This window comes from Puniceispirillum sp. (SeqCode) (genome assembly GCF_965657105.1).
In the GTDB taxonomy this organism is placed as follows: domain Bacteria; phylum Pseudomonadota; class Alphaproteobacteria; order Puniceispirillales; family Puniceispirillaceae; genus Puniceispirillum.
The window spans coordinates 11956-38633 of record NZ_CBFHNB010000007.1 but is presented as its reverse complement, the minus strand read 5'-3'; the positions used below and the strand labels follow the sequence as shown (position 1 = coordinate 38633).

Sequence of the window (26678 nt, the reverse complement as noted above, 5' to 3'; positions counted from 1 at the left end):
CTAGCGTAATCAATAGCGGTGTTGATTAACCGAACTGTCTTAAACATGGAAGGACTATTAAAATGGACGCAGAAGCTGCAAAAATGATCGGTGCCGGTTTGGCCGTTATCGCTCTTCATGGTGTTGCTCTTGGTATTGGCAACATCTTTTCGGCACTTGTAACCTCTATTGCACGCAATCCTGCGGCACGTAGCGAAGTATTCGGCATCGGTATTCTTGGTTTTGCCTTGACCGAAGCTATTGCGCTGTTTGCTCTTGTTGTTGCGCTATTGCTATTGTTTGCTCTTTAAAGGCAGGCCATTTCATTCCATGACTTGTCTGTCGGGATACCGGCAGACAAGCAAGGGGATATTAATGAAGAACCAATTTAAAATATCGAAGTGCATGTCAATTGTATCGACAATGACACTCCTAACACATTCTGCATTTGCCGCTGACGCTGGTAAACCAGGCCTGCCGCAACTTGACATCACAACATGGCCATCTCAGATTTTCTGGCTTATTGTGCTGTTCGCTATTGGCTATGTCATCATGTCCCGCATCGTGACACCACGCATTGGCACTGTGCTTGAAGAACGTCGCAAGCGGCTTGATGACGATCTAGCCAAGGCACGTGAAGCAAGCGACGATGCTGCCAAAATTCGCGCTGGCTACGAAGAAACACTGGAAACAGCCAGATCAGAGGCTGCAGCATATGCCAAAGACGCGGCTGTCAAAGCGACACAGAGTTTAGACGCGGCCAACGCCAAACTTAGTAAGAAGCTAGCAACCAAAGCCCAGGCAGCTGAAGCCAAGCTGGCAACGGCGCGGGCTGAAGCTATGGAAAGTCTCAATGCTGTTGCTGTTGATGCCGCGATTGCCGCTACCCAGCATTTGACAGGCATCAAGGCCACCAAAGCGCAAGCCGAAAAAACGGTCAAATCGCTGGCTAAAACGATGACCCCGCAGGAGAGTAACTGATGGAAGACGGTATCGTAATGGAGTCAGTCTGGGTTGCCGTTGCCTTTGTGTTTTTTGTTATACTGGTATGGAAAAAAGCAGGTGCGGTTTTAGCCACTATGCTGGATGAACGGTCTGAGAAAATCAGATCCGATCTTGAAGAGGCAAAAAACCTACGCGATGCCGCCATTACCGAATTACATAATTATCAACGCCTTCATCGCGAAGCTGCCGATGAGGCAAAGGCAATCATCAAAAATGCCGAAATAACAGCTGAACGTATTCGCGAGACGGCTGAAAAGAACGCTAATGATGCCGTTAAACGGCGCGAAGCGCAGGCTACCGCCAAAATCAAGGCGGCTGAAGCCAATATGATTGCCGAACTTCGGGAACGTGCAGCTAGTCTGGCGGTCGCCACCGCCACTGAAATCATAAGTAACAAACTGGACAAAGATGCCAGCCTGGCGATGATTGACGAAGCTGCGGCAGAAATCGAAAAGATGAACTAGACTAGATCAGCACCCAATATATAAAAGGCTCCTCACGGAGCCTTTTTCTTTGTCTTTGATATAAGGTTTAGTGATTTGGCTGCAAACTAAGAACGATACGGCCACCAACAGGCACATCGAAGTCCATCTCGGCAACCGGATAGAGTTTAGCAACATCTTTATCAAAACCGTTGCGGTACCCAAACACATCGTTAGAGATCACAACATCATTAGCATCAAGAATAGCGGTCATCATGGGCACCGCTACGATATCTGCCAACGCATTCTGATTAAGATTACGTGATAATTTCAATCCGGCTTTAATTTCCATTTTAATGGTCCCATCATTCTGCGCTTTGCAGCTCGACCGCACACCATTAAAGCGAGCATTGACAATCTGCTTGCTTTCATCAGTCTGCACAAAGACCCTGGCACCTTCTTCTGGTGCAGTTACCGATGGGCACATGACCACAGAGTCTGATTTGGAACATGCCGCCATTGCCACGAACGAACATCCAATCAAACAGCCAAACAGCCGCGAAGACGAAAATAAAGAGGATTTTATATGTTTCATATGTACATTCTAGCGTTTTTTTCATCTAACAGCAATTGACCTAATCGCCCTAATCGCGCATGAACAGTCTATGGATATTAATGAAAAAACAACTATTAAAAAAATCACCCTAGCCGCACCTCGTGGATTTTGCGCTGGCGTTGACCGGGCAGTGCGTATTGTCGAGGTTGCGCTGGAAAAATTTGGCGCACCCGTCTATGTACGACACGAGATTGTGCATAATAAAACCGTGGTCGATGATCTGGCCAATAAAGGCGCTGTATTTGTTCAGGAACTTGACGAAGTGCCTAAAGGGGCACCGGTTGTGTTTTCCGCGCATGGCGTTGCCAAGGCCGTTGTTGCCGAAGCCAAAGAGCATAATATGATTGCTGTTGATGCCACCTGCCCGCTGGTGACAAAAGTACATATCGAAGCCCAGCGCCATGCCGCTCAGAAACGGCATATTCTGCTGATCGGACATGCAGGCCACCCCGAAGTCGAAGGCACAATGGGACAGGTTGCCACCGATGAAATCACCCTGATTGAAACTGTTGAAGACGCCCAAAAGGTGATGCCACCAGATGATGCGGCGCTAGCTTTTGCAACCCAGACCACATTGTCGGTCGATGATACGGCAGCCATCATTTCCGTTTTGCAATTCCGCTTTCCTGACATCACAGGCCCACGAGGTGAAGATATCTGTTATGCCACGACAAATCGTCAGAATGCTGTCAAAGATATGGCCAAAGGGTTAGATTTGATGCTGGTGATTGGCGCGGAAAATTCTTCAAACTCACAACGCCTTGTCGAAGTTGCGTTACGAAGCGGCGCCAAACAGGCACTCTTGATTGCCGATAAAAATGCTGTCGATTGGGATATGGTCGAAGCGGCCTCACATATCGGCATTTCAGCAGGCGCATCAGCCCCTGAAATTCTGGTCAGCGCTTTACTAGAGGCGATAAAATCACGCTACGATATTGATGTTGTCGAGCATGGGCATGTAAAAGAGAATATGACCTTTAAGTTACCGTCCATTTTACAAAAATAATTATCTAGGCAACAGAAGCATCTCATGGCCGTTTACACCGAAGTTGACGACACCACATTGACAGAATTTCTGTCATGTTATGATATTGGCACCGTTGTCAGCTTTGCCGGTATTGCCGAAGGTGTTGAAAATTCCAACTATCTACTGCGCACAACGAAGGCAAATTTTATCCTGACGCTATATGAAAAGCGGGTACATCGAGATGATCTGCCATTTTTTGTCGAATTGATGGAACATCTGGCAGGCAAAGAGATGAATTGCCCGTTGCCGGTCGCAGCGCGAGACGGCTCTGTTCTAGCTGAGATGATGGGGCGGCCTTGTGCGATTTTTACGTTTTTGGACGGGACATCTTCGCGTTACCCTAACCGGGCTAAATGCCGCAATCTTGGCATCGCACTTGCCCAATTACATATCAATGCTGAGGGTGTTTCCAGAACACGCGCCAACGCGCTTGGACCCAAATCATGGGCGCCACTGCTTGACTCTGTCGGTAGCCGAACCAATGAACTTGGTGATGATATGTTAATGCAGGTTGAAAAGCGTTTGGCGCATATTACCCGCAACTGGCCAAATGATCTGCCCCGCGGCATTATCCATGCTGATCTTTTCCCCAATAATGTACTGTTTATGGGTGATGATCTAACCGGACTAATCGATTTCTATTTTGCCTGTGAAGATATTCTTGCCTATGATATCGGCATATGTCTTAATTCATGGTGTTTTGAAGCTGATGGTAGTTTCAATATGACCAAATCCCGAGCCTTGATTAACGGCTATCAGTCCGTCAGACAGCTAAGCGAGAATGAGATCAACACTATTCCGGTTCTGGCCGCAGGTTCAGCTATGCGTTTCTTTCTGACCCGGCTTTATGACTGGATGAACACGCCGGAAAACGCACTGGTCAGTCCGAAAGATCCAATGGAATATTGGTCAATATTGCGGTTTCATCAATCGGTTTCTGGCCCTTCTGCCTATGGGTTCTATCAATGAACAGTAATGTGATAATCCATACTGACGGATCATGTCTGAGCAATCCTGGCCCAGGTGGTTGGGCGGCGATATTGAATTGGCGTGGCACGGAAAAAGAGTTGTCAGGTAGTGTAGCCGATACAACCAACAACCGAATGGAATTGCAGGCAGCCATTGAAGGATTGAATGCGCTAAGCCGACCGATGCAGGTCGAACTTCATACCGACAGCAAATATGTCATGAATGGCGTCACTGACTGGATGGCACGCTGGAAAGCGAATGGCTGGCGTACGGCGGCAAAAAAACCTGTCGCCAATCAGGATTTATGGGAACAGCTTGATGCAGCCACCCAACGCCATCAGATCAACTGGCATTGGGTTAAAGGTCATGCTGGCAACGAACTTAATGAACGTTGCGATGTACTGGCACGAAGCGCAGCCGAAAGCCTTAAATAAATTGCTGGCTATGCGCCTAATATTGTCAAAACATTCTCGGCACTTGAGACTGCAAATTCGCCTGGTTGTTCCATCAACACATGCGTGACAAGCCCATTATCGACAATCATGGCACAGCGTGTAGCCCGCTTACCTAGAATCGCGCCCATATTGACTTCAATGCCAAGTGCCTGTGAAAATGAACCATCCATATCAGCCATCATATCTATGATACCGTTGGCTTCATTTGCTTCGCCCCAAGCATGCATCACATGAGCGTCATTTATCGAAAGACAGGCGATCTTATCAATGCCAGCCTGCTTTAGCGCGCCCGCATGTTCAAGATAGCTAGGTAGATGTTTGACAGAACAAGTGGGCGTGAAAGCTCCTGGTACAGCAAACATAACAACACGACAATCATTAAAGTAATCGTCTGTTGAAAACGCACTTATACCCTCATCAGATTTGATCTGAAAGTTTGCAGAAGGCATAGCTTGTCCTGATTCAATGGTCATTATTTAAGTCTTTCACATGTTGATGATTATATTCAATCACACTAGTACAACGAGCATGACCATAAATCAAATCTAGTTAACGTCTAACCCTGCTAAATCAAGATTCCTATCGACAATATCCGTCGTCAGCAATTCAGGCAGGATAATACCGTCTGGATGCGACGGGCTGAAAATAGCATTAAAGGGGATTCCAAAGCGGCCATATTGCGCCAGAAACCGCGATATATCACGATCAGGACGAGTCCAATCGGCTTGTAACATGACTAGCTTACCCTGTTGTTGCGCTGTGTCTAGGCGTGCGGCAATCGCCGGATCATTTATAACAAACCGCTTATTTACCTTGCAAGTGATGCACCAGTCAGCAGTTACATCAACAAAAATCACCTGACCTTTAGCCAGATACATATCTATGCCTTTGGGATGCCATGGTTGCCACGCTACATCAACGCCAAGCCCCGCCTCTGGTAATGGCTTTTCCGGCAAGTTCGGTGACATTATAATGGGCACAGCCATTGCCGCAACCACCGTAACGGACATAATCAGGCGGGTGATACGAACCGTAAAGCCACGAAAGGCGACCAATCCGAAGCCTAACAGCAAAATAACCACAACAGCGCGTGTTGCGTCAGACCCACCTAATGTATGAAAAATAGTTAAAAGCCAAATCACTGTGCCACCCAGGAATAAAGCTAGCACATATTTCATCGTCCCCATCCAGCGGCCTGGCTTTGGCAAAAAGGCAACTGCTTGCGGCCATAGCGCTAGCAACAACCACGGCAATGCAAGGCCAAACCCCATAGCGGCAAAAATACCAAAAAGCATGATATTATCACCTGTCAAAGCCACGGTGACAGCGGTGCCAACAAAAGGCGCCGAACAAGGTGTAGCCAATAAGGTCGCCAGCATACCTGCCAGAAAGTCTCCCGCGTAACCTGAGCCTGCACCAGCCGACAATCGCGATACAAAAGCCGGTATCGGAAGCGTTACCCGGTCAAGCATAATCAGAGCAAACAGGCTTATGACCAATACCATGACAATCAAAAATACCGGATTCTGGAATTGAATACCCCAGCCAATTTGTGCCCCAGCGTATCGTAAGCTACCAAGACCTACCGCCAAGATCATAAAGCTGACCAAAATGCCCGTGGCAGATGCCAGAAAACGTCGCCTTACATGCCCTGCCGACATACCAGCCACCGATAATATCGATGTCACCTTGATCGCCAGAACAGGCAAAACACATGGCATCAGATTCAGAATAAGGCCACCCAGAAACGCCGTAAACAAGATCGCGCCAAGCGCAAGTGAAGCGGTAACAAGTGAAGCGGTAGTCTTTGCGTCAGAATTTACAGCCTCAGGCGCCGTGCCAATCAATAATCGCACCTCGGCAAGTTCAACATCACCTTTGCCAAGCCCCGCACGTGATGGCTGGCCCACAACGGTCAATGTGACCGGCATGCCGATCATATTTTCAGGTAACTTGCCCTGCATGGCGATACGGGCTGTCTGGCCGTTCATCTCCGGTTTCTTAAATGCGACGCCATCAATGCCTTCGACAAAAATATCCTCTATGGGCGTCGTTAGTGCCGCGAAGCTAACATAGAGATTTTCAGAATCATGCCATAGTGCCTGAGCGTTGATAGTGGGGGCTGAACCTGGCCGTGGGACTGCCGACGCATATTCGGCGATCATTTGGGTATGAATGGTCGGTAATGCGGTGCCATCGGCTATATCAAGATCCAGCGTGCCAGCAAGAGGAACACAGATATCCGCACAGACAAGTGCTTCAACATCAGCGGTTAACTGTAGCGGTGTGCCGCTTATATGTCCCGCAAGCGAAATCGGCAGAACAACATGTTCGGCATAGCCAAAATTATCAAAGCCAAAAGCATTAAATCTTTTTGGGGCTGGCCATGCGACCCGCGCCGATAGGGCTTTATTAAAATTCTGATCTAAAGTGATAGTGGGTGGTAAACCCGCCTCACCCGGAGTACGCCAATAAACCTTCCAGCCTGGTGCCATCCGGAATTCGAGCCCTAGTGGAATATTTTCCAAGCGCCCAGTGCCGTCAACAGCCGAAACCAGCCGCATTTCAGCCATCGCCGGATCGCCTATCCATATGCTGTCTGCCGCCTTGGCAGTTAACGGCATAAAAATTAATGTAATTAGTGTGATAAGCGCCATCGTCAAATTGGCGATTAGCCGCTGGCATATATGCCAAACCGACAGTCTGTATCTGTCTGATTTTAATGAAAGGCTGTTTTTCATTAGCTGATCCATGTGACCGGCACTTTAGGTAAAACTAGAATAGCTCTTTACCAATTATCCGATTAGCTGTCTAATCTAGATAGGTAATAAAACAAAGGAAACAAGCCGAACCGTGTCTTCATCAAGTCCAGCTTCACCAAACGCGATACATACGCCAAAAGGATTACAGGGGCATTTACTGATTGCTGTGCCGCAAATGCTTGATCCTCGTTTCAAAAAGGCCGTTATCCTGATGTGCCAGCATGACAGCCAGTCAGCCATGGGCTTTGTTATCAATCAGCAATCAGACCAGCTGAATTTAGGTAGCCTGTATGAAACACTTGAAATAGGCACACCGCGCTTCTGCGCCGAGCAACCCGTTTTCATTGGGGGGCCTATTGATGGCAATCGCGGCTTCGTTGTGCATTCGCAAGATCATATGCTGCCCGAAAGCAACCCCGTAACTCATGAAATTGGCCTGACCACAAGCCTGCATATTCTGGAAGATATCAGCAATGGAACCGGACCATCGCGATCAATCATTTCACTCGGCTATGCAGGATGGGGGAGCGGCCAGCTAGATGCCGAAATCGCCGCAAATGCGTGGCTAACTCTGCCAGCATCACATGAGCTTGTGTTTGACTGCGACGCTGACGACATATGGGATGAAACCTATGCCGCGCTTGGCATTAACCCCGCGCATTATACGGACATGGCAGGTAACGCCTGAAACACTCAATTTATCAATATATTAAGCTGACAACGCCGCGCTAAGCTGACTATTGGACATGATATTGTCCGTCGGCCCAACCAACGCTATTGCCGGATCACCCGCCGCGATCAATCCGGCTGCCACTTTGCTAACGGCGGCTGGGGTGATCGCATCAATAGCTTCAAGCAGATCACCATCATCCTGCGGCCCACCAAACAAAGTAATCTGGCGCGCTAGCGCATCACCGCATGCCGCAACTGACTCGCGGCTCATCAACAAGTTGGCACGAATTTGGGCTTTGGCGCGGGCGACTTCCTCATCGGTCACTTTTGCTGCGATAGCTGCCAGTTCACCTGCTGACACGCGAAGCATCTCGTCAACCTTGTCGGCTGATGTGCCTGCATAAACGCCAAAGACACCAGAGTCGGAATAAAGTGTTGGAAAGGAAAAAATCGAATAACATAACCCACGTTTTTCACGCACTTGCTGAAACAGACGTGATGACATGCCGCCACCATAAAGCGTTGATAATGCCATTAAAGAGAAACGATCAGGCGTAGTCGCTGATGGCGCTGGCAACCCAAAAATAACATGCGCCTGTTCAAGCTCACGTGTCAAAATACTGCGTCCAGCCAACCAAGCCGGTCTATTTCGGGTGGGATGTTCAGCTGTTTTGATTGTCCCTATCGCATCTGTAATACGGCTAACAAGATCATCATGATCGATTTTACCTGCCGCGCAGACAAGCATCTGCCCAGCACCGTAATGCCGCTTCATAAAGCCCGCCAGATCCCGCTGGGTGAAGGCCGAAACACTATCCACTGTACCCAATATAGGGCGGCCAAGCGTATGGCTGCCATGCGTTGATTCGGCAAATAAATCAAAAACCATATCGTCCGGCGTGTCAGCCGCCTGGCCTATTTCTTGAATAATAACACCGCGTTCACGTTCGATTTCATCTTCAGGCAAGGTCGAGCAGGTCAGAATATCAGCCAGAATGTCGATACCTAAATCAAGATGTTCAGGCAGAATCCTTACATAATAGGCTGTTTCTTCACGGCTAGTATGCGCGTTCATGAAACCGCCAACATCTTCAACCTCGGTGGCAATCGCCAGCGCATCACGGTTGCTGGTACCTTTGAAGGCCATATGTTCCAGCATATGGGCAATGCCCTGTTCATTATCCCGCTCATCACGCGCACCAACTTGCACCCAGATTCCAATAGAAATGGTCTGGGCATGTGGCATGGTCCGGGTTGCAACGCCTAAACCATTGTCGAGCCTGGTCAGCTTTGCGGCACTCATATGCTGCGTTTTTCCTGTAACACCAGCGCTTTTACTGCATCTGGTGTGGCATCTGCGAATAGCTGTTTTTCTGACCGTGACATCAGGTCAGACAAATGCGCTGGCAAAGAAGGTGTTTCGCCAGTTGCCGTGGCGACAGCATCCTGAAATTTTGCTGGATGCGCACAAGCCAGTGATATGACCGGCACACCTGCCGGAATTGTGCCATCGGCCAGCGCCATTCGTGCCGCCCCAACCCCAACCGCACTATGCGGATCAAGCACCATATGATCGTTAGTTGCGCAGTGGCGTATTTCAGCAATCGTAGCTGCGTCATCAAGCCGGTATCCAGCAAATATAGTATGCGCCTTTTCCAGCACCGATGCGTCAACATCAAAGCGTCCGGTCTTGGCAAATGTAGCCATAGCCGTATTCACCGCATTGCCATCGCGCCCCAACAATTCGAATAACAACCGCTCAAAATTGCTTGATACCTGAATATCCATCGATGGGCTATGCGAGGGGGCAACAGCTTCGCGTTGCATCGTGCCGCTTTCAAAAAAGCGCGTGAGAATATCATTCTGATTCGACGCTACGATCAAACGTTCAATCGGTAAGCCCATCTGCGCGGCAACATAGCCAGCAAACACATTGCCAAAATTACCTGTTGGCACCGAAAAGGCGACTTTTGTATCTGGCGCGCCAAGGCTGAGTGCCGATGAAAAATAATAGACTATCTGCGGCATTAAACGCGCCCAGTTGATCGAATTAACCGCCGACAGATTTACCTGATCGCGGAATTCATGTTCGTTGAACAGCGTTTTGACAATATCTTGGCACGCATCAAAGTCACTTGGTACAGCAACCGCATGAACACCCGGCGCATCCACTGATGTCATCTGACGTTGCTGAACTGGTGAAACACGGCCTTCGGGAAACAGAATGAACACGTCAACCGCATCGCGCCCCTGAAAAGCCTCTAGCGCCGCCGAGCCTGTATCGCCGCTAGTAGCACCCAAAATAACAGCTTGCTTACCATGCGCCCGCAAGGCGCGGTCAAATGCACGTGCCAGAAACTGCATCGCATAATCTTTAAAGGCGATGGTTGGGCCATGAAACAGCTCTAATACATGGATGTTATCATTCAGCTTTACCAAAGGGGCGATCGCCGGATCGTCAAACCCAGCATAAGCGTCACGCGCCATCGCGGTGAGTTCGGCCTGATCAATCTCACCTTCACAGAAAGGCGCCATGATCCGACCCGCCAGCTCACAATAGGATAGCCCCTGCATTGACCGGATTTCGTCGATAGAAAAGCGCGGCCATGCCGTTGGCAGATACAGGCCACCATCACGCGCAAGCCCGCTCAGCAGCGCATCTTCAAAGCCTAACGGCCCGTCATTACCCCGGGTGCTTATATAGTGCATTATGCGTCTCCGTCATCTTGCTTTGCCGCGGCGTTTGCGAATGTCAAACGACCAGCCTGATGATGAAATGCCAGATATACAGCTAGCAAACCAAGTGCGATACCATACCATGTCATAGCATAGCTAAGATGCGCGTTACGCAAATTCAGTTCGGTCTTTGCCGCGATTGGCAAGGTTACGACATCACTAATACGCAAGCTATCCGCATAAAAGGCGGTGATACCATTATCAGCCAAGCCCAGATGCGTGATCATCTGTTGCGGGTTCACGGTAAACCAAAAGCCATTAGCAGGCTCATTTTCAGGAACAAAATAACCCTTTTGGCCAGGCATACGTAAAATGGCATCAACCGTCACCTGACCTGATACAAGCGAAAAGGTTCGTTTCGCCGGATCACGATAATCCTCGGATACCCACCCCCGATTGACCATAATGATACGGCCATCAGTCAATGTCATGGGCGTCACCACATGAAAGCCAGCATTACCTTCATAGGTCTTGCCTGTCATATATAATTCTTGGTCATGCGCAAAACTGCCGACAAGTTCAAGACGACGAAATTCATAGTCGTCGGTCAGCATATCAACCGCAGGCGGCGCTATGGCTGGCGCCAATGACCGGGCTTCAAAGCTGCTGATAATATCATTTTTCCATTGCAGGCGTTGCAACTGCCACGTGCCAAGCATCAGCAAAACAGCAAAAGCCGGAATTGCCACAACACTTAACCAGAGAAAGGGACGGAATTTAATCATGTAGTACCTGTTACCATTCTATGTGCGTATCTATAGATGCCCACTATAAAGGCCGCTTTACCATAAGTCGTGCAATAAAAAAGGAGCGCTATAGAGTAAGCGCTCCTCAAGACTTTTCAAGAATTGGCGATCACCCACCCCACCAATAGATAGCGGCAAACAGGAATAGCCATACGACATCAACAAAATGCCAATACCAAGCGGCAGCCTCAAAACCAAAATGTTGCTGTGGCGTGAAATGCCCCGCCGCACCACGGAACCAGCAAACTGCCAAGAACAAAGTACCGACAATCACGTGAAAACCGTGAAAGCCTGTCGCCATATAGAACACAGATGGATAAACACCATCGGTAAAACCAAATGGCGCATGCGAATATTCCAGCGCCTGCAAAGCGGTAAAGCTAATACCAAGCAATACTGTAATGCCAAGACCATTCATGAAATCCTTGCGGTTACCATGCTGCATGGCATGATGCGCCCAAGTGACTGTACAACCCGACAAAAGCAGGATCAGCGTATTGATAAGCGGCAGATCAAACGGATCAAAAGTTACGATCCCTTCTGGCGGCCAAATACCATCATTCGGAAATAGCGCACGATCAAAGAACGCCCAGAAGAAAGCCACAAAGAACATGATTTCAGACGCGATAAACAGCATCATGCCATAACGCATACCGATTTGAACAATCGGGGTATGGTGTCCCTGATATTCAGCTTCACGAATGATATCGCGCCACCACATGAACATGGTCAACAATATCAAACCAAAGCCTACGCCCAATAGCGCTGTGCCATATGCAACTTCATGCATATACATCACGGCACCCATTGCCATCGTAAAGGCCGCTGCCGACCCCACTATTGGCCACGGGCTAGCTTCAACAAGGTGATACGGGTGTTTGTTTGCACCGCTCATGTTAGTCTCCTTATAATCTGGCTTCTACCGTCTGGGTAGCGCCACCTCACCACGACTATTTTAGCCTCTAATCAGTTAACCGTCTATCGCCGGAAAGAAAGTGTATGATAAAATGATCTCATTCACATCAAGCGTATTCTCATCTTTGGCAATTTCGGGATCGACAAAGAACCGGACTGGCATATCAACCGACTCGCCAGGCTGTAATGTCTGTTCAATGAAGCAAAAGCAATCAAGCTTCATAAAATACTGACCAGCTTTGACCGGCGTAACATTAAATGTAGAGGTGCCAGTAGTCGGCACATCAGCCAGATTAGTTGCCCGGTAGTTAATCACAATCTCTTCGCCCGGATTCAACGTGACAGGTTTATCAACAGGCATAAATGACCAATTTAGCGCCGGTATCACATTCGCATCAAACCGGACTTTGACAGGATGATCATAAATTATATCGTCATTCACATTTTCGGCTATCTGCGTTGTGCCGCCATAGCCAGTGACCCTGCAAAACAGATCATAAAGTGGCACCGACGCATAAGCTAGGCCAACCATTGCCGCGACCAGCGCGCCAAGGATAATGAGCATACGCTTGTTACCCTTAGCTGGCGATGGCGCTGGAATCATCTGCACAGTCATGACGCACCGCCAACTTTAACCAGAGTCAATACATAGAACAACACAACCAAACCAACGATAATGCCAAGCACGGCCAGATTACGGCCTTTGCGCATACGTTGCATCTCTTCGGCCGTTTTGGGTGTTGGGGCTTGTTGATCTAGCTTGCTCATAGCACCAAACCCGTCACAAATTGATCAACCACCAAACCAAGGAATATAAGAAACAGATAGACGATTGAATAGGCGAATAGGCGCATCGCCAGAACATTGCTTTTACTGGCCCATATATGCCATGACATGGCAATAAATATAGCACCTGCCCCAGCAGCAAACGCACCATAGATCCATGATGCCATGCCGATAAAGGACGGCATCACAGCCACAGGTGCCAGAAGCACCGCATAGATCAATATCTGTTTACGGGTTTCATCGTCGCCCGCCACAACCGGCAGCATCGGCACACCAGCCGCTTTATAATCATCATTCTTAACAAGCGCCAAAGCCCAGAAATGCGGCGGCGTCCAGATAAAGATAATGGCAAAAAGCAAGATTGGTTCGATTGAAATACCACCCGTAACCGCGGCCCACCCAATGACGGGGGGCAAGGCACCGGCCGCACCGCCAATGACAATGTTCTGCGGTGTGCTTCGTTTCAGCCACACCGTATAGATAACGGCATAGAAAAAGATCGTGAAAGCAAGCAGCCCCGCCGCAAGCCAGTTCGCCGCAAGGCCAAGCAGTAAGACCGAAAACGCCGATATGACCAGCCCTAATGTCAAGGCTTCAGCAGGGATCATAACCCCTGCCGGAATTGGACGATTCTTTGTACGCGACATAACCGCATCAATGTCACGGTCATACCATTGGTTGATAGCACCAGACGCACCAGCACCCGCGGCAATGGCAAATAAAGAGATCCCAAATACAAGAGGGTGCAATGTCCCAGGTGCCAGATACATGCCCGCAAAGCCAGTGAAAATCACCAGGCTCATAACCCGGGGCTTTAACAACGCCCAGAAGTCGCCAACCGACGGCCCGTTAAAGCCGTCGGCAGTTGACGCAATTTGATGATCCGATGTGACTGACATCACGTTTCCTTTTTTACCATGACTAGCTTATGAGCCCGTCATGACAGGGTTATTTGACCTTTGGTAGCTCATCAAAGGTATGGTAAGGCGGCGGTGAAGCGACCTGCCATTCCAGCGTTGTAGCGCCTTCGCCATATGGATTATCTGCAGAACGACGCTTTGCATAAAAGGCTTCGGCAATAACGAACAGGAACAACAAGGCACCAAACGCACCCACGAATGAACCAATCGACGCCACCATGTTCCAGCCTGCAAAGGCGTCAGGATAGTCAATATAACGACGTGGCATACCTGCCAGACCCAGAAAATGCATCGGGAAAAAGGTCAGGTTCACACCAATAAAGGTAATCCAGAAATGGAGCTTGCCAAGTGTTTCCGAATATTCATAACCGGTCATTTTCGGGAACCAGTAATAGAAGCCTGCAAACAGACCAAACACCGCACCAAGCGACAAGACATAATGGAAATGCGCAATCACGTAATAAGTATTGTGCAGAACAACATCAAGACCCGCATTCGACAGCACCACGCCAGTCACACCACCAACGGTAAACAGGAAGATAAAGCCGATTGCCCACAGCATTGGTGTGCGGAAAGTAATTGATCCGCCCCACATTGTCGCAATCCATGAAAATATCTTAACACCAGTCGGCACCGCGATGACCATAGTTGCCGCAGTGAAATAAGCGCGCGTATCAACGCTCATGCCAACGGTGTACATATGGTGTGCCCAAACGATAAAGCCGACAAAGCCAATTGACACCATCGCATAGGCCATGCCTAGATAACCAAATACAGGCTTCTTCGAGAAGGTCGATACAATATGACTGACAATACCAAAGGCCGGCAAAATCATGATGTACACTTCGGGGTGACCAAAGAACCAGAATAAATGCAGGAACAGAATTGGATCACCACCGCCTTCAGGGATGAAGAAGGTTGTGCCGAAATTACGATCTGTCAACAGCATGGTGATTGCACCTGCCAGAACCGGCACTGCCAGCAACAGCAAGAATGCAGTAATCAACATTGACCAGGCAAACAAAGGCATCTTGTGCAATGTCATGCCAGGCGTGCGCATGTTAAAGATCGTTGTGATGAAGTTTGCAGCACCCAAAATTGATGAAGCACCAGCAAGGTGAAGCGAGAAAATCGCCAGATCCATCGACATGCCTGGCGTACCAGAAGATGATGATAAAGGCGGATAGATAGTCCAGCCAACACCAGCACCACCATCCATCACAGCCGATAACAGCAACAGAATAAATGACGGCGGCAATAGCCAGAAGCTGATATTATTCATCCGCGGGAAAGCCATATCCGGCGCGCCAATCATAATGGGCACGAACCAGTTACCAAAACCACCAATCAATCCAGGCATGACCACAAAGAACACCATGATAAGACCATGGGCTGTGGTGAACACATTCCATACATGGCCATCAGCCATATATTGAACTCCTGGCTCCATCAATTCCATACGCATATAGACTGAAAGGCCACCACCGATAAAGGCAGCAAGGATAGAAAACACCAGATACATAGTACCGATGTCTTTATGGTTTGTTGAATAAAGCCAACGGCGCACAAAACTTGAAGGGGCACCGTGATCAACGTGGGCATGGGCTTGCGCACTCATATTAATTTCCTCTTCGTTTGCGTTATTTGGCTAACGCTAAAACAGTTGTTTCAGATGTGATGTTTTCGATGACAGGCGCGACCGCGTCAGCGCTTGCAAATTCTTGCTTGGCGTTCGCCAGCCATGCCGCATATTCGTCTTTTGGCAATGCCTTTACTTCGATTGGCATATAGGCATGGTTGATGCCACAAATCTGGTTGCACTGACCATAATAGGTATTGGCACCCGTTGGCACATCAATCCATGCTTCGTTGGTCCGGCCAATAAAGGCATATATCTGCACGGCCAGTGAGGGCACGAAGAACGAATGCATAACATCATTTCCGGTAATAAGCAGTTTGATGCGGGTGTTTTCCGGCACCACCATCGGGTTATCAACCGATAGCAGCCGTATCTGACCCGGCTGAAGATCAGCTTCTTCAATAAGGTAGCTGTCAAAGGCCACACCATCATCCGGATACTCATAATTCCAGTACCATTGGTTGCCCGTTACCTTGATCACCATGTCGGTTTCATTTGTACGGTCCATATAGTAAAGCAGGCGGAAGGACGGGATAGCGATACCAACAAGGATAAGCACCGGAATAACTGTCCATAAAACTTCAATTACAGCATTATGCGATGTCCGTGACGGCACTGGATTAGCCGCAGCGCGGAACTTGACACCAACATAAATCAGCAGGCCAAGAACAAATAGCGTAATGGCCGTGATCACCACCAACAAAAGATTATGAAGGTCGGTGGCCATTTCGGCGATACTACCTGCAGGTGGCTGCAAGTCTATTTGCCATGGCTGCGGCACCGCGGCAAATGCCATGTTGCTAGCAAAAACAATCCCAATAAAGCTGCTCAATGCAACGGTAAAGGCCGTTACGCCGGTGCGGCGCGAACCAGTTTTCAGATCCAACAAGATGTTAGCCAAAGACGGCATGGATTTTTCTCCCAAATATCGAGATCCGTTAAAGATCTATAAGCATGCTCGTAAATCGTAATTCAATTTTCAAACCATGAATATTTAGACTGTTTCAACACAAGATGATAGCCCCATGCGGCAGCCTGTCGCGATAATTTTTATCTTTTTTTCAGTTTTAGGCTTTGTTACCAAAATATGTAGGCACATACAACAATATGGATCATGGCTTTCCCTTGAAATTTAGTACTTTTTACCCCATTCTCTTAGCTCATACTCAGATAATCGTTTCGTTAATATATTATAATGTTTGGACACAAAATGGATATGCTCGCTCAAACTAATGACATCTTTTTTACTCGTACCGGACTTGACCCAGATCGTGCCGAGGCCATTGTGCGTGATGCCTTGGCTGGCGCTGATGATGGCGAATTATTCATGGAAATGCGGCACTCTGAATCATTGGTATTTGATGATGGTCGCTTGAAGTCTGCCAGTTATGATCAGTCTAGTGGCTTTGGTCTGCGCGCAATTGCTGGTGAAGCACATGGCTATGCCCATGCAGGTGAGCTAAGCGAAGATGCGTTGCGCCGGGCCGCGGCCAGTGTCAAAGCGGTGACCAGCGGTTATAATGGTAGTCTGTCTGTTGGCCCAGCGGCTGGTGCTAACCAGCCACTCTATTCAGATGCGAATCCGCTTAACCACACACCTTTCGAACATAAAGTAACGCTTCTTCAGGAAATGGATGCCTATGCGCGCAGTGCCGACCCACGTGTTGTTCAGGTAAGTGCCAGCCTTGCTGGTTCATGGCAAGCTGTTCAAATCATGCGCAGCGACGGCGTCCGTGTTGCTGATATCCGTCCGCTTGTCCGGCTAGGCGTGACAGTCGTTGTTGAACAGAATGGCCGCATGGAATCAGGCGGTACTGGCGCCGGTGGGCGGGTCATGTTTACTGATTATATGCAACCAGAGGTCTGGAAAGCGCAAATTGATGAAGCCTTGCGCATGGCAGTGCTAAATCTTGATTCGATTGCCGCACCAGCTGGCGAAATGGAAGTCGTTCTAGGGTCTGGCTGGCCAGGTGTGATGTTGCATGAAGCTGTCGGACATGGTCTGGAAGGTGACTTTAACCGCAAAGGCACATCTGTATTTAGTGGTCGTGTTGGTGAACAGGTTGCCTCAAAAGGTGTTACCGTTATCGATGATGGTACCATTAGCGATCGCCGCGGTTCTATCACCGTCGATGATGAGGGCACGCCAAGCAAACGAAATGTTCTGATCGAAGATGGCATTCTAAAAGGCTATATGCAAGACAGGCAGAATGCCCGCCTTATGGGCGTTGACGCAACCGGTAATGGTCGCCGTCAATCCTATGAACATGCGCCCATGCCACGGATGACAAATACCTATATGGAAAACGGCAAGGATGATCCGCAGGAAATTGTCGCCTCAATCAAAAAGGGCATCTATGCGGTGAATTTTGGCGGTGGTCAGGTCGATATCACCTCAGGCAAATTTGTTTTCTCAGCCGCAGAAGCTTATCTAGTTGAAAATGGAAAAATCGGCGCACCCGTTAAAGGCGCAACCCTTATTGGTAATGGTCCAGACGCTATGTCAAAGATCAGCATGATCGGCAATGATACCGCCCTTGATAGCGGCATCGGTACATGCGGCAAGTCAGGCCAAAGCGTGCCTGTCGGTGTTGGTCAGCCAACAGTGAAAATGGGTGGCATTACTGTGGGTGGTACTGAAGCTGCCTAATTGACTGCTGATGGTTTTGGACGTGCCAATTTTGTCACAATAATAAGCAAAAAGACCGTCACGATTGTGCCAACACTAAAGGAATAGTGGGCCCCACCAAGCTCGTATAACGGACCCGCTATGATCAGCCCCAGAACCTGCCCTAATGAGCCAAACCCCTGGACGGTACCTAGCGATCCGCCCATCACATTTCTGCCTGCAATATTGCTGACCGCCGCGGTCAAAGATGGATTGCTAAGCGCATAGCCAAAACAGACTGCGGTTGTTGCGAGTAACATCTGGGCAAGGGGAAACGCATTTCCAAAAAACATATCCAGTGACATCAGCACGGTCATGGCTTGCCCTGTCCCCAGCAAAATAACGCCAATCGCAATTGTGCCGACTTCGCCAAATTTGCGCACAACCGGATTAATCAACCCCGCCTGCACAAGCACGATACAGACGCCGACATAGGTGAATAACCAGCCAGTCGCCCTAGCATCAAAATCAAGATAGTCTTTCAGCAAAAGAACAAAGGACGCTTCAACTTGGGCAAAGGCCAGGTTAAGGCAAAAATAGGCAATCGCATAAAGGGCCAGTGGGCTTGTCAGAATATCATGAATACGGCGCATCAAAGGTGTGGTGATCTGATCTGTGCTTTTTATTGGTGCGGCAATCGAGGTCTCACTAAGGCGTAACGCCAACCCAAACGCAATAATCGAAAATATAGCCGCCACAAGGAAAGGTGCCTGATGCAACGGGCCGCCACCTAGGCCACTCAAGAGACCGCCAAGCGCTGGCCCCGCAACAAAACCCGTGCCAATTGCCGCCCCAAGAAGCCCCATATATTTGGCACGTTCCTCGGCTTTAACGCGATCAGCTATAATGGCCTGAATAACCCCGGTATTACCCGCAGCAAGACCAGCCAGAATACGCGCGGCAAACATGTGAAAAATTTCATTCGAAAAGGCGAACCAGATATGTGCCAAAGCACCAACTAACAATGATACAACCAGAACTGAACGCCGACCAATTCTGTCTGACAACCAACCAAGAATAGGGTTGGCAACGAACATCGCTAAGGCAAAAGAAGCAAGCAAGGCTGTCATCACCGTTGCCGACTGCCCAAGCGTATCAACAACGGTATAAGGCAGAATAGGTATCAGCGCGCCTATGCCGACAAAATTGATAAAAACAACAAGCAGAAGCGCAAACATATTTGTCCGTAATCTTTCTAGCTACATAAAAAGTGCCTGCTTATCAAGTCGGTCTGCTATCAAGAGGGCTAACTGGCGATTAATAGATATGCTCGATAAAGGCCGGGTCAACCGATTGATTCCAAGCCCCATCATAGCGGATCAACATTTCATCTGCATAGGTTTTTCGTGTGCGCAGAATATTCTGTAACGGGCTTAAAAAGCCAGTTTCGTCATTGCCACCACCATCCAGAATGGCACGACGATGCAGGCCAGCGCGCGAAATATCAACAAGCTGGGTCGCCAGGTCATAAACATCATAATGCGCCAGCTTTCCCTTTAAGCCGTCACGCGCTACCGAAAGCCTGGCTTCCATCACATCATTGGCGGTGATCGATGCCGCAAGCGCCTCGGCAGCAGCCAATGATTCCGTATCATATAACAACCCTACCCAGAAAGCAGGCAAAGCACAGATATTGCCCCATGAGCCACCATCAGCACCTCGCATTTCAAGAAATTGTTTCAGCCGTACTTCGGGAAATGCAGTGGTGATATGATCTTCAAAATCACCCATCGTCGGGGTTTGCCCCTCAAAACCCTCCAGTTTTCCCACCATAAAATCACGGAAAGACTTGCCTGCAACATCCAGATAATCATCGCCACGATGCAGAAAATACATAGGCACATCGAGAATGTAATCAATCCATTGTTCATAGCCGAACGCCGGATCAAACACACAAGCTGGTACGCCGCACCGATCATTATCCGTATCAGTCCAGACATGCGCGCGCGTCGAAACCAGTCCAGATGGCGCACCATCTTTGAATGGTGAATTGGCAAATAATGCTGTAGCCACAGGCTGAAGCGCCAGCGAGGTGCGAAATTTGCGCCGCATATCTTCTTCATCAGCATAGTCCAGATTGACCTGAACCGTACATGATCGCAGCATCATATCGAGGCCAAGTGAGCCAACTTTTGGCATATAGTCTCGCATGATTTTATAGCGGCCTTTTGGCATCCATTCGATATCGTCACGCCCCCATTTGGGATTGAAACCAAGGCTAAGCATACCAATGCCAAGTGCATCACATACCGCGCGCATATGTTTGAGATGACGCCCTGTTTCGGCGCATGTTTGATGGAGATTTTCCAGTGGCGCGCCTGAGAGCTCAAGCTGTCCGCCAGGTTCCAGTGTCACCGAGCCGCCAGCACCATCCTGAATGCCAATAATATTGCCATGCTCCATGATTGGTCGTGCTTTTTCACCAAGGCGCGCGCGCAGGTTATTCAGCATGACGCGAACACCATTTTCACCATCATAGGCAACCGGTCGCAAATCATTGCGGTAAAAAAGGAATTTTTCATGCTCGGTTCCAATGCGCCATGTATCAGCGGGTTTGGCGCCTTTGGCAATCCAGTCAATCATCTGTTGTTTGTCCGCAAGCGGCATACCGTTATCGGTCATGATTTTATCCTTGGCTCGTCTTATTAGTTGATGGGTTGTTTATGTTTAACGCCAGTCACCACAAATTGCCTGATAACAGGCTAGTGCCGCAATAGCTGCTGTGTCCGCACGCAAAATACGTGGACCGAGTGAAGTTGTTAGACAATTATTTATTTGCGTCAAGATTTTATGCTCTGCTGGTGAAAAACCACCTTCGGGGCCAATCAGTATGGCGGCCTTTTTTGGGGGATCAATCGCCGCAAGTGCAGTTGTTATATTATGTTTTGCCGCCCCCGCACTGGATTCGTCGCACCAGATCAGAAGGCGGTCATCTTCACGCGCGGCAAGTGCCGTTGCTAATTTTTCAAACTTCATGATTCGGGCAATATCAAGACGTTCAGTCTGTTCAGCCGCTTCAATGGCATTGGCCACGAGACGCTCATCCTTGACCCGTGATATCTGACAAAATTCGGTACGAACCGGCCAAATTCGGCTGGCACCAAGCTCACTTGCTTTCTGCGCGATGAAATCAAGCCGTGCCTTTTTGACAGGCGCAAACAGCAACCATAAATCCGGACTGTTGGTTTGTGGCCGCGTCTGATTAATCAGGGCAATCTGCGCACCCTGTTTGTCAAGCGCGTCAATAACGCCATGCCATTCACCATCCTGTCCATTAAACAGGGCAATGACTGTACCCAGTGGCAAGCGCATTACATTACCTAGATAATGCGCCTGTTCCTTGCTGACAGTCACAAAACCGCTAGCCTGTAATGGCGCGTCAACATAAAGGCGTGCTTTGGCTGAATGATTTTTACGAATTGCGTCCATAAGGTTTTAGTAGCCACCTTGATGGAACAATTCAATATATCAATTACACTGCATGCCATCAGTAGTGACTTGATAAGTCTGCCCGAAGCCAATAATGGTAAAATATGAACACACACGAAACAGATACGCCGCAAGGCCATACCGACATACAATTACGTGGTTGGTGGCAAAATCTGCCAAAAGGCTGGCACCCGTATGTCTATCTGGCGCGATTGGATCGACCGATTGGCTGGTGGCTTTTGCTGTTGCCAGCATGGTGGGTGATACCCGTTACCAGCGCTGACAGCGGACAAATGGGTTTGCTGATGCTGTTATTTATGATTGGCGCTATCACCATGCGCGCTGCCGGTTGTGTAATCAATGATATGTGGGACAGAGATATTGATATAAAAATTGAGCGGACACAATCGCGTCCACTGGCGGCTGGCACTGTAAGTATGGGCATGGCATTCATGTTTCTTGCTTGTCTTGGCGTTATCGGGCTTGCTGTGCTTGTTCAATTACCACCAATGGCTATTTTCATCGGTATAGGGTCCCTGCCGTTGGTCGCGTTATACCCGCTGGCCAAGCGGGTTACATGGTTTCCCCAATTTGTTCTCGGCCTGACCTTTGCATGGGGGGTGCCGCTGGGCGTTGCCGCCGCTACGAATCAGGCTCCATCGGCAGCATTCTGGGTAATATATGCCGGAAGCGTCGCCTGGGTTTTTGGCTATGATACAATTTATGCCGTTCAGGATATGGTTGATGATCGCCAAAGCGAGGTCAAATCATCTGCCCTTGGCCTAGGGAAAAATTTGCATAAAGGCGTTGGTATTGCCTATGCGCTTAGCATTTTATTGTTATCAGCCGGTTTCTATATGGCCATGGGTTTTGGTCTATGGTTTGTGGGGATGTGCTTGATGGGGTTGCATCTGGCACATCAACTGCGACAGCTTGACGCCGATGATCCAGCCATGGCCTTGCGCCTGTTCAAATCAAACCGCAATGCCGGACTTATCCTGACCGTCTTTGCTGTTGCCGACCATATGCTACGCGTGGGGCTATAGAAACGCGTCCAGATTATCACATTCGGTATCAATAACTGTCCAAGGCGCATTTGTTGCAAAAAGCGCATGTGCGGACAATATTTCGCGAATGGCATCACGCGCCGCTTTGTTGTTCCGCATATCGGTCACAAAGGCAGCGTGATCACGGTCGTCATTATGCTGACATAGGCGGCGCACAAATGTGACGGCTTCAGCCTGGGTGAAAGCCGAAAACTGGCGACCTTTGGCTTCAATCACAGGCAAAGATGCTGGCATAGCGCCACCGATATCAAGCACACCAGAACGAGCGTTATAACCATATAGCGGGGTGCTAGCAGGCACAACATGGCCATCCGCATCGGGGATATCCACATGTGTGACAGCCCCTTCTGAAAAACGGACATAGTCATAAGCAACACCGACGGCCTCGGTTCGGTGCATTTCAGCCAGTTGGCTGGCATCAAGCCATGCTACATTCAATTGGACATGACATCCTTCAGACGGAAAAGCTGTACAAGGCACCGCACCATAATAGCCCAGCATGGCAACATGTACGATATCGCAATCATGCAAGATAGCCGGCGTCACCGGCACAACAGCATCATTGCCAAATTTACGCCGAAGCTGCACCGGCGCCCGGTTTGATCCAACCGATAAAACAGCCGTACGCCCATCCAGAATGCCAACGTCTATTAAAGGTTTCAAACGCCCAGAATCAAGAATAAAGGCACCAGATGGCGCATCATATGGATAGCGTAATGCACGATCAATCTCAGATTGGTTGGGCAGATAAACCTCAACATCAAACGGTGGCGCTTTATGTAATGGTTGATCAGATGACGTTGGGTTATCAGACAAGGGCCGTATCTTCCGCAATACCAAGCGCGATATTCATATTCTGAACAGCTGCACCCGACGCGCCTTTGCCCAGATTATCAAGCCGTGCTGTCAACCAGAACTGGCTTTCATCCTGATTAGCGAAAACAAACAGCTCCATATCGTTGCGACCTGCCAGAGCATCAACAGCCATGGTGGTCTGACCAGCTAGGTCATTGGCACCAGCCGCACCCATAGCAACAAGGGCACTATCAGCATACCAATCCCGCAACAGATCATAAATTGCCGATGCCGAAATGGGCATTACTAACTGACGCGCATGAAGAGGTACATGCACCAGCATGCCCGCATAGAAATTACCAACAGATGGCATGAATAATGGTGCTTTATTGAGACCTGAATATAACTGCATTTCAGGGACATGCTTATGTTTCAAGTCAGTTGCATAAGCCAGATACGGTGCCATATCCCCTGCATCATGTAGCGCGATCATGGCGTTGCCACCACCGCTATAACCACTGACGGCGGGAACGGTAATATCTGCATCGGCTGGAATTATACCGGATTTTATCAAAGGCCGAAGCAAAGCAATCGCCCCTGTTGGATAACATCCAGGGTTAGAAATCCGCTTTGATGATGCCAACAAACGACGTTGCGCGGCGTCCATTTCGGCAAAACCATATGCCCACTCAGGGTCAGTCCGGTGCGCTGTAGACGCATCAATCAGACATATATCCATATCATTGGCCGCTGTTGCCACTTCGATTGCAGCTACATCAGGCAGGCATAGAATTACCGCATCTGCCTTGGCTATCATGTCGAGACGTGCAGACATATCCTTGCGAACAGCATCATCAAGATGCAGAATTTGCACATGCGGGTGCAAAGCCAATCTTGACGCCACTTTCAAGCCGGTTGTACCAGCTTCACCATCGATAAAAACTTTATAACTCATGGCGCAGTAATAAACGGAAAAACAAAAAGCATCAACCAATTCAATTTTTCAGGCCAGCTTGACGCTGGACAGTTGAAAACTTAACACGGGCGGGTTATCTGATAAGACATGAAAACACATGAACAAAATCTAATTTCCGAACTTCTTGATGCAGCCAAAGCCGCAGGTGCCGATGGTGCTGACGCAACATTAGCTCGTGGAGAAGGCAATAGCGTCGATATCCGCCTTGGCAAAGTCGAGGCGGCTGAACGATCTGAAGATTATGACGTCGGTATGCGCGTCTTTGTCGGACAACGTACAGCATCGATCTCAACCAGCCAGCTTGATAGCGAAAACATCAAACAGCTGGCAGAACGTGCTGTTGCTATGGCCAAACTGGCACCTGAAGATCCCTATGTGCGGCTTGCCAACCTTGATGAACTAGCATCGGAACTCCCCGAACTCGATATGTATGACGCAACCGAAACCAGCGTTGAGACATTGACAGAACGTGCTAAACAGGCAGAAGACGCCGCCCTGTCCCATAAAGGCATTACAAATTCTGATGGCGCATCTGCCAGCTATGGTGTGGTCAATGTGCTGATCGCAACCAGCAACGGATTTTCAGCAAGCTATAAACGGTCTTCATCCAGCGTTTCAGCCGTGGTCATCGCCGAAAAAGACGGTCAGATGGAACGCGATTACGATTACAGCGCCGCTGTGTTTGCCGAAGATCTTGATGCGCCAGATGCCATTGGTCATAGTGCGGCAACCCGAACACTATCTCGGCTAGGCGCCAGCAAACCAAATACTGGACAATTTCCTGTGATTTATGACCAACGTGTCTCATCATCGATTGTCAGCACATTGGCTGGCGCCATTAATGGGGCGGCAATCGCGCGGGGCACCAGCTTTCTAAAGGATAGTCTTGGTCAACAGATAGCCAGTAAAGGGTTGAATTTCATTGATGATCCGTTGCGGCCACGCGGCATGGGATCACGTTTATTTGATGGTGAAGGCCTGCCTGTCAGCCAGCGATTGATGGTCGAAGATGGCGTTTTGACAGGCTGGTTTCTTGATCTGGCATCCGCAGCCAAGCTGAACATGACGCCTACCGGCAATGCGCGCCGGTCAATGGGGGGTGCCCCCTCGCCGTCTGCCAGCAATTTTTACCTCGAAAATGGTTCCCTGTCGCGCGCCGATATGATTGCCGATATCAAAGAAGGGTTTCTGGTAACCGAAATGATGGGTAGTTCGGTTGATATGATCACGGGCGACTATAGCCGTGGTGCTGGTGGGTTCTGGATTGTTGACGGTGCCATCACCGGCCCGGTTACCGAAGCCACTATCGCTGGCAATCTTAAAGATATGCTTATGGCCATAACGACAGCTAATGACATCGATATGCGTGACAGCATCGCGGCGCCGTCGCTGCGGATTGATGGTATGATGGTTGCTGGATCATGAAATGGCTTGCCCCGCCGGTAAAGCGGCGCGGTGCCGCCGACTGGATTGACCTCATCCTGAAAGATCACGGATTTTTGCGGCTGTTCTGGCATAATCGGCATGAAATAGCCCCCGGCATGTGGCGCGCCAATCAGCCTGGCCCTGTCGAGGTCAGCAGAATCGCCGCCAGCGGTATCAAAACAATCATTAACTTGCGTGGACCACGAGATGATGGCGTCTGGCAGCTAGAGGCCGAGGCATGTGCCAAAGCTGGCATTACCCTGCTTGATTTCACCGCGCGTTCGCGCGCGGCGCCGGACAAGGCCATGCTTCATGACGCCAAAGCCATTTTCAAAGCCATCGAAAAGCCAGCATTGATGCATTGCAAATCAGGTGCCGACCGCGCCGGATTAATGTCTGCCTTATATATGCTGGTTGCCGAGGAGCGCCCAGCGCGCGAAGCAGCCAAGCAGTTAGCTTGGAAATACGGGCATGTCAAACAGGCCAAAACCGGTCTGCTGGATGTTTTTTTCAAAGCCTATTTCCCCTATGAAGATCAGGGCATGGCGTTTTATGACTGGGTCGATAATATCTATGACCCCGAAGCCATGCTGGCCGAATTCCGTTCACAAGGCTGGGCAGATCGCCTTATCGACAGCATCCTGCGCCGCGAATAGAGCTAGCTGTATG

28 protein-coding genes are annotated in these 26678 nt (G+C 49.3%); 11 read left to right on the top strand and 17 right to left on the bottom strand.

Annotated features, from left to right (window positions below; translation table 11 throughout):
* Window positions 1–62 precede the first annotated feature (62 nt).
* The 3 genes from ACTF7Q_RS02065 (at window position 63) to atpF (ending at window position 1448) form a co-directional block, all read left to right on the top strand.
* Window positions 63–290, top strand: coding sequence for a F0F1 ATP synthase subunit C (locus ACTF7Q_RS02065; protein ID WP_013045974.1), 228 nt, complete (start codon window positions 63–65; stop codon window positions 288–290).
* A 64-nt stretch (window positions 291–354) separates the two neighbouring features.
* Window positions 355–960, top strand: a complete 606-nt coding sequence (locus ACTF7Q_RS02060; RefSeq protein WP_438996191.1) for a F0F1 ATP synthase subunit B family protein — start codon at window positions 355–357, stop codon at window positions 958–960.
* Complete coding sequence (gene atpF / locus ACTF7Q_RS02055; protein WP_438996190.1) at window positions 960–1448, top strand: F0F1 ATP synthase subunit B; 489 nt, start codon at window positions 960–962, stop codon at window positions 1446–1448. Before ACTF7Q_RS02060 ends, atpF begins: the two co-directional genes overlap by 1 nt.
* Window positions 1449–1515: 67 nt before the next feature.
* Here the strand turns inward: atpF and ACTF7Q_RS02050 are convergent, their stop codons facing one another.
* Window positions 1516–2001, bottom strand: coding sequence for a hypothetical protein (locus ACTF7Q_RS02050; protein WP_438996189.1), 486 nt, complete (start codon window positions 1999–2001; stop codon window positions 1516–1518).
* Between the two features lie 70 nt (window positions 2002–2071).
* On the opposite strand from ACTF7Q_RS02050, the gene ispH reads away from it, so the two are divergent.
* From ispH to rnhA, 3 genes are read left to right on the top strand one after another with little or no spacing between them, the layout of a single operon-like run.
* Complete coding sequence (gene ispH / locus ACTF7Q_RS02045) at window positions 2072–3028, top strand: 4-hydroxy-3-methylbut-2-enyl diphosphate reductase (protein ID WP_438996188.1); 957 nt, start codon at window positions 2072–2074, stop codon at window positions 3026–3028.
* A 24-nt stretch (window positions 3029–3052) separates the two neighbouring features.
* Entirely contained in the window at window positions 3053–4018 is a 966-nt protein-coding gene (locus ACTF7Q_RS02040) for a homoserine kinase (RefSeq protein WP_438996187.1), read from the top strand.
* Window positions 4015–4452: a ribonuclease HI gene (gene rnhA, locus ACTF7Q_RS02035; protein ID WP_438996186.1), complete on the top strand. Its 438-nt coding sequence runs from the start codon at window positions 4015–4017 to the stop codon at window positions 4450–4452. Before ACTF7Q_RS02040 ends, rnhA begins: the two co-directional genes overlap by 4 nt.
* A gap of 8 nt (window positions 4453–4460) precedes the next feature.
* Here the strand turns inward: rnhA and ACTF7Q_RS02030 are convergent, their stop codons facing one another.
* Complete coding sequence (locus ACTF7Q_RS02030; protein ID WP_438996185.1) at window positions 4461–4922, bottom strand: peroxiredoxin; 462 nt, start codon at window positions 4920–4922, stop codon at window positions 4461–4463.
* A gap of 96 nt (window positions 4923–5018) precedes the next feature.
* Entirely contained in the window at window positions 5019–7097 is a 2079-nt protein-coding gene (locus ACTF7Q_RS02025) for a protein-disulfide reductase DsbD family protein (RefSeq protein ID WP_438996184.1), read from the bottom strand.
* A 229-nt stretch (window positions 7098–7326) separates the two neighbouring features.
* On the opposite strand from ACTF7Q_RS02025, the gene ACTF7Q_RS02020 reads away from it, so the two are divergent.
* On the top strand, window positions 7327–7923 hold the full coding sequence (locus ACTF7Q_RS02020; protein WP_438996183.1) for a YqgE/AlgH family protein: 597 nt from the start codon (window positions 7327–7329) through the stop codon (window positions 7921–7923).
* A gap of 21 nt (window positions 7924–7944) precedes the next feature.
* Here the strand turns inward: ACTF7Q_RS02020 and ACTF7Q_RS02015 are convergent, their stop codons facing one another.
* The 9 genes from ACTF7Q_RS02015 to coxB form a co-directional block, all read right to left on the bottom strand.
* Window positions 7945–9210 (bottom strand): M16 family metallopeptidase, encoded by a 1266-nt coding sequence (locus ACTF7Q_RS02015; protein WP_438996182.1) that lies wholly within the window; start codon window positions 9208–9210, stop codon window positions 7945–7947.
* Window positions 9207–10616 (bottom strand): threonine synthase, encoded by a 1410-nt coding sequence (thrC, locus tag ACTF7Q_RS02010; protein WP_438996181.1) that lies wholly within the window; start codon window positions 10614–10616, stop codon window positions 9207–9209. Before thrC ends, ACTF7Q_RS02015 begins: the two co-directional genes overlap by 4 nt.
* The gene (locus ACTF7Q_RS02005) at window positions 10616–11368 is read right to left on the bottom strand and encodes an SURF1 family protein (protein WP_438996180.1); all 753 of its coding nucleotides are present in this window, start codon (window positions 11366–11368) and stop codon (window positions 10616–10618) included. Before ACTF7Q_RS02005 ends, thrC begins: the two co-directional genes overlap by 1 nt.
* 130 nt (window positions 11369–11498) lie before the next feature.
* Window positions 11499–12284, bottom strand: coding sequence for a cytochrome c oxidase subunit 3 (locus tag ACTF7Q_RS02000; RefSeq protein WP_438996179.1), 786 nt, complete (start codon window positions 12282–12284; stop codon window positions 11499–11501).
* Window positions 12285–12359: 75 nt separating this feature from the next.
* On the bottom strand, window positions 12360–12908 hold the full coding sequence (locus ACTF7Q_RS01995; protein WP_438996196.1) for a cytochrome c oxidase assembly protein: 549 nt from the start codon (window positions 12906–12908) through the stop codon (window positions 12360–12362).
* A gap of 8 nt (window positions 12909–12916) precedes the next feature.
* On the bottom strand, window positions 12917–13072 hold the full coding sequence (locus ACTF7Q_RS01990; RefSeq protein ID WP_438996178.1) for a hypothetical protein: 156 nt from the start codon (window positions 13070–13072) through the stop codon (window positions 12917–12919).
* Window positions 13069–13989, bottom strand: coding sequence for a heme o synthase (locus tag ACTF7Q_RS01985; protein WP_438996177.1), 921 nt, complete (start codon window positions 13987–13989; stop codon window positions 13069–13071). Before ACTF7Q_RS01985 ends, ACTF7Q_RS01990 begins: the two co-directional genes overlap by 4 nt.
* Window positions 13990–14038: 49 nt before the next feature.
* Window positions 14039–15628 (bottom strand): cytochrome c oxidase subunit I, encoded by a 1590-nt coding sequence (ctaD, locus tag ACTF7Q_RS01980; protein WP_438996176.1) that lies wholly within the window; start codon window positions 15626–15628, stop codon window positions 14039–14041.
* Between the two features lie 22 nt (window positions 15629–15650).
* Entirely contained in the window at window positions 15651–16559 is a 909-nt protein-coding gene (gene coxB, locus ACTF7Q_RS01975) for a cytochrome c oxidase subunit II (protein WP_438996175.1), read from the bottom strand.
* A 300-nt stretch (window positions 16560–16859) separates the two neighbouring features.
* Here coxB and tldD point away from each other — a divergent pair, with 300 nt between their 5' ends.
* On the top strand, window positions 16860–18299 hold the full coding sequence (gene tldD / locus ACTF7Q_RS01970) for a metalloprotease TldD (RefSeq protein ID WP_438996174.1): 1440 nt from the start codon (window positions 16860–16862) through the stop codon (window positions 18297–18299).
* Here the strand turns inward: tldD and ACTF7Q_RS01965 are convergent.
* The 3 genes from ACTF7Q_RS01965 to ACTF7Q_RS01955 all read right to left on the bottom strand — a co-directional run bounded on the left by ACTF7Q_RS01965 (window position 18296) and on the right by ACTF7Q_RS01955 (window position 21746).
* Window positions 18296–19495 carry an MFS transporter gene (locus ACTF7Q_RS01965; RefSeq protein ID WP_438996173.1) on the bottom strand — a complete coding sequence of 400 codons (1200 nt, stop codon included), beginning with the start codon at window positions 19493–19495 and terminating at the stop codon, window positions 18296–18298. The two genes, tldD and ACTF7Q_RS01965, sit on opposite strands and share 4 nt — an antisense overlap.
* Window positions 19496–19574: 79 nt before the next feature.
* On the bottom strand, window positions 19575–20939 hold the full coding sequence (locus ACTF7Q_RS01960) for a glutamate--cysteine ligase (RefSeq protein ID WP_438996172.1): 1365 nt from the start codon (window positions 20937–20939) through the stop codon (window positions 19575–19577).
* Between the two features lie 45 nt (window positions 20940–20984).
* Window positions 20985–21746, bottom strand: a complete 762-nt coding sequence (locus ACTF7Q_RS01955) for a 16S rRNA (uracil(1498)-N(3))-methyltransferase (protein WP_438996171.1) — start codon at window positions 21744–21746, stop codon at window positions 20985–20987.
* Window positions 21747–21850: 104 nt separating this feature from the next.
* Between ACTF7Q_RS01955 and ubiA the strand changes: the two genes are divergently transcribed.
* Window positions 21851–22792, top strand: a complete 942-nt coding sequence (gene ubiA, locus ACTF7Q_RS01950; protein ID WP_438996170.1) for a 4-hydroxybenzoate octaprenyltransferase — start codon at window positions 21851–21853, stop codon at window positions 22790–22792.
* On the opposite strand, the gene ACTF7Q_RS01945 is transcribed toward ubiA, so the two are convergent.
* Both ACTF7Q_RS01945 and argC read right to left on the bottom strand, forming a co-directional pair.
* On the bottom strand, window positions 22787–23629 hold the full coding sequence (locus ACTF7Q_RS01945) for a hypothetical protein (protein ID WP_438996169.1): 843 nt from the start codon (window positions 23627–23629) through the stop codon (window positions 22787–22789). The genes ubiA and ACTF7Q_RS01945 overlap by 6 nt on opposite strands.
* Window positions 23622–24563, bottom strand: coding sequence for an N-acetyl-gamma-glutamyl-phosphate reductase (argC, locus tag ACTF7Q_RS01940; RefSeq protein ID WP_438996168.1), 942 nt, complete (start codon window positions 24561–24563; stop codon window positions 23622–23624). The genes ACTF7Q_RS01945 and argC overlap by 8 nt, the downstream gene beginning before the upstream one ends.
* Window positions 24564–24671: 108 nt before the next feature.
* On the opposite strand from argC, the gene ACTF7Q_RS01935 reads away from it, so the two are divergent.
* Together ACTF7Q_RS01935 and ACTF7Q_RS01930 are read left to right on the top strand one after the other, a co-directional pair.
* A complete protein-coding gene (locus ACTF7Q_RS01935; protein WP_438996167.1) occupies window positions 24672–26009 on the top strand; it encodes a TldD/PmbA family protein in 1338 nt (445 codons plus the stop codon).
* The gene (locus ACTF7Q_RS01930) at window positions 26006–26665 is read left to right on the top strand and encodes a fused DSP-PTPase phosphatase/NAD kinase-like protein (RefSeq protein WP_438996166.1); all 660 of its coding nucleotides are present in this window, start codon (window positions 26006–26008) and stop codon (window positions 26663–26665) included. The genes ACTF7Q_RS01935 and ACTF7Q_RS01930 overlap by 4 nt, the downstream gene beginning before the upstream one ends.
* Window positions 26666–26678: the final 13 nt, after the last annotated feature.

Coding starts and splice junctions, on each gene's coding strand:
- ACTF7Q_RS02060 (WP_438996191.1), top strand. CDS start 355: ATGAAGAACCAATTTAAAATATCGAAGTGCATGTCAATTGTATCGACA.
- tldD (WP_438996174.1), top strand. CDS start 16,860: ATGGATATGCTCGCTCAAACTAATGACATCTTTTTTACTCGTACCGGA.
- ACTF7Q_RS02005 (WP_438996180.1), bottom strand. CDS start 11,368: ATGATTAAATTCCGTCCCTTTCTCTGGTTAAGTGTTGTGGCAATTCCG.
- ubiA (WP_438996170.1), top strand. CDS start 21,851: ATGAACACACACGAAACAGATACGCCGCAAGGCCATACCGACATACAA.
- ACTF7Q_RS02065 (WP_013045974.1), top strand. CDS start 63: ATGGACGCAGAAGCTGCAAAAATGATCGGTGCCGGTTTGGCCGTTATC.
- ACTF7Q_RS02050 (WP_438996189.1), bottom strand. CDS start 2,001: ATGAAACATATAAAATCCTCTTTATTTTCGTCTTCGCGGCTGTTTGGC.
- ACTF7Q_RS01995 (WP_438996196.1), bottom strand. CDS start 12,908: ATGATTCCAGCGCCATCGCCAGCTAAGGGTAACAAGCGTATGCTCATT.
- atpF (WP_438996190.1), top strand. CDS start 960: ATGGAAGACGGTATCGTAATGGAGTCAGTCTGGGTTGCCGTTGCCTTT.
- ACTF7Q_RS02025 (WP_438996184.1), bottom strand. CDS start 7,097: ATGCCGTTAACTGCCAAGGCGGCAGACAGCATATGGATAGGCGATCCG.
- ispH (WP_438996188.1), top strand. CDS start 2,072: ATGGATATTAATGAAAAAACAACTATTAAAAAAATCACCCTAGCCGCA.
- ACTF7Q_RS02040 (WP_438996187.1), top strand. CDS start 3,053: ATGGCCGTTTACACCGAAGTTGACGACACCACATTGACAGAATTTCTG.
- ACTF7Q_RS02015 (WP_438996182.1), bottom strand. CDS start 9,210: ATGAGTGCCGCAAAGCTGACCAGGCTCGACAATGGTTTAGGCGTTGCA.
- ACTF7Q_RS01990 (WP_438996178.1), bottom strand. CDS start 13,072: ATGAGCAAGCTAGATCAACAAGCCCCAACACCCAAAACGGCCGAAGAG.
- ACTF7Q_RS01955 (WP_438996171.1), bottom strand. CDS start 21,746: ATGGACGCAATTCGTAAAAATCATTCAGCCAAAGCACGCCTTTATGTT.
- argC (WP_438996168.1), bottom strand. CDS start 24,563: ATGAGTTATAAAGTTTTTATCGATGGTGAAGCTGGTACAACCGGCTTG.
- ACTF7Q_RS01985 (WP_438996177.1), bottom strand. CDS start 13,989: ATGTCAGTCACATCGGATCATCAAATTGCGTCAACTGCCGACGGCTTT.
- ACTF7Q_RS02030 (WP_438996185.1), bottom strand. CDS start 4,922: ATGCCTTCTGCAAACTTTCAGATCAAATCTGATGAGGGTATAAGTGCG.
- ACTF7Q_RS01965 (WP_438996173.1), bottom strand. CDS start 19,495: ATGTTTGCGCTTCTGCTTGTTGTTTTTATCAATTTTGTCGGCATAGGC.
- ACTF7Q_RS01930 (WP_438996166.1), top strand. CDS start 26,006: ATGAAATGGCTTGCCCCGCCGGTAAAGCGGCGCGGTGCCGCCGACTGG.
- ACTF7Q_RS02000 (WP_438996179.1), bottom strand. CDS start 12,284: ATGAGCGGTGCAAACAAACACCCGTATCACCTTGTTGAAGCTAGCCCG.
- thrC (WP_438996181.1), bottom strand. CDS start 10,616: ATGCACTATATAAGCACCCGGGGTAATGACGGGCCGTTAGGCTTTGAA.
- rnhA (WP_438996186.1), top strand. CDS start 4,015: ATGAACAGTAATGTGATAATCCATACTGACGGATCATGTCTGAGCAAT.
- ctaD (WP_438996176.1), bottom strand. CDS start 15,628: ATGAGTGCGCAAGCCCATGCCCACGTTGATCACGGTGCCCCTTCAAGT.
- ACTF7Q_RS01960 (WP_438996172.1), bottom strand. CDS start 20,939: ATGACCGATAACGGTATGCCGCTTGCGGACAAACAACAGATGATTGAC.
- ACTF7Q_RS01935 (WP_438996167.1), top strand. CDS start 24,672: ATGAAAACACATGAACAAAATCTAATTTCCGAACTTCTTGATGCAGCC.
- coxB (WP_438996175.1), bottom strand. CDS start 16,559: ATGCCGTCTTTGGCTAACATCTTGTTGGATCTGAAAACTGGTTCGCGC.